At 49.7% G+C, this 597-nt stretch carries 2 tRNA genes; both read right to left on the minus strand.

The window, feature by feature from the left end:
• Positions 1-265 precede the first annotated feature (265 nt).
• Positions 266-341, minus strand: a tRNA-Ala gene (locus F3J37_RS27885).
• A 145-nt stretch (positions 342-486) separates the two neighbouring features.
• Positions 487-563: transfer RNA gene (locus tag F3J37_RS27890), tRNA-Ile, on the minus strand.
• Positions 564-597 lie beyond the last annotated feature (34 nt).

Consider the following 597-nt stretch of genomic DNA (forward strand, 5'->3'; position numbering starts at 1 on the left):
TAGCACGTCCTTCATCGCCTCTGACTGCCAGGGCATCCACCGTGTACGCTTAGTCGCTTAACCTCACAACCCACAGGCGTTTTACAACGCTGCAGACTGCAAGCATTTGAGAGACTCGAACACATCGATAGCTTCATTCTTATTACGGAGAATGAATACGACGTGTCGTTTCAATTTTCAGCTTGTTCCGGATTGTTAAAGAGCATAATACTTCGCAGCACACCGTTGCCGGTACGCTCTGAAGTATTGTTTTGAGTCACTGTAATGGTGGAGCTAAGCGGGATCGAACCGCTGACCTCCTGCGTGCAAGGCAGGCGCTCTCCCAGCTGAGCTATAGCCCCATACAGTTACTGCAGAGACCACTACTACCACTCACCAGGAGTCCCGTTTTTTGAAAACGGTAATTCGTGCTCAGGCAAGGCATGTACGAAGGACGTTTACTGTTGGGTAAACGACTGAGTACATAACGCCGCATGAGTGCGAATTTGGTAGGCCTGAGTGGACTTGAACCACCGACCTCACCCTTATCAGGGGTGCGCTCTAACCACCTGAGCTACAAGCCTGTAGAGGTTTTTTCTGCTCGTTACTTTTCTATCA

The organism is Candidatus Pantoea communis (assembly GCF_011752685.1).
In the GTDB taxonomy this organism is placed as follows: Bacteria; Pseudomonadota; Gammaproteobacteria; order Enterobacterales; family Enterobacteriaceae; genus Pantoea; species Pantoea communis.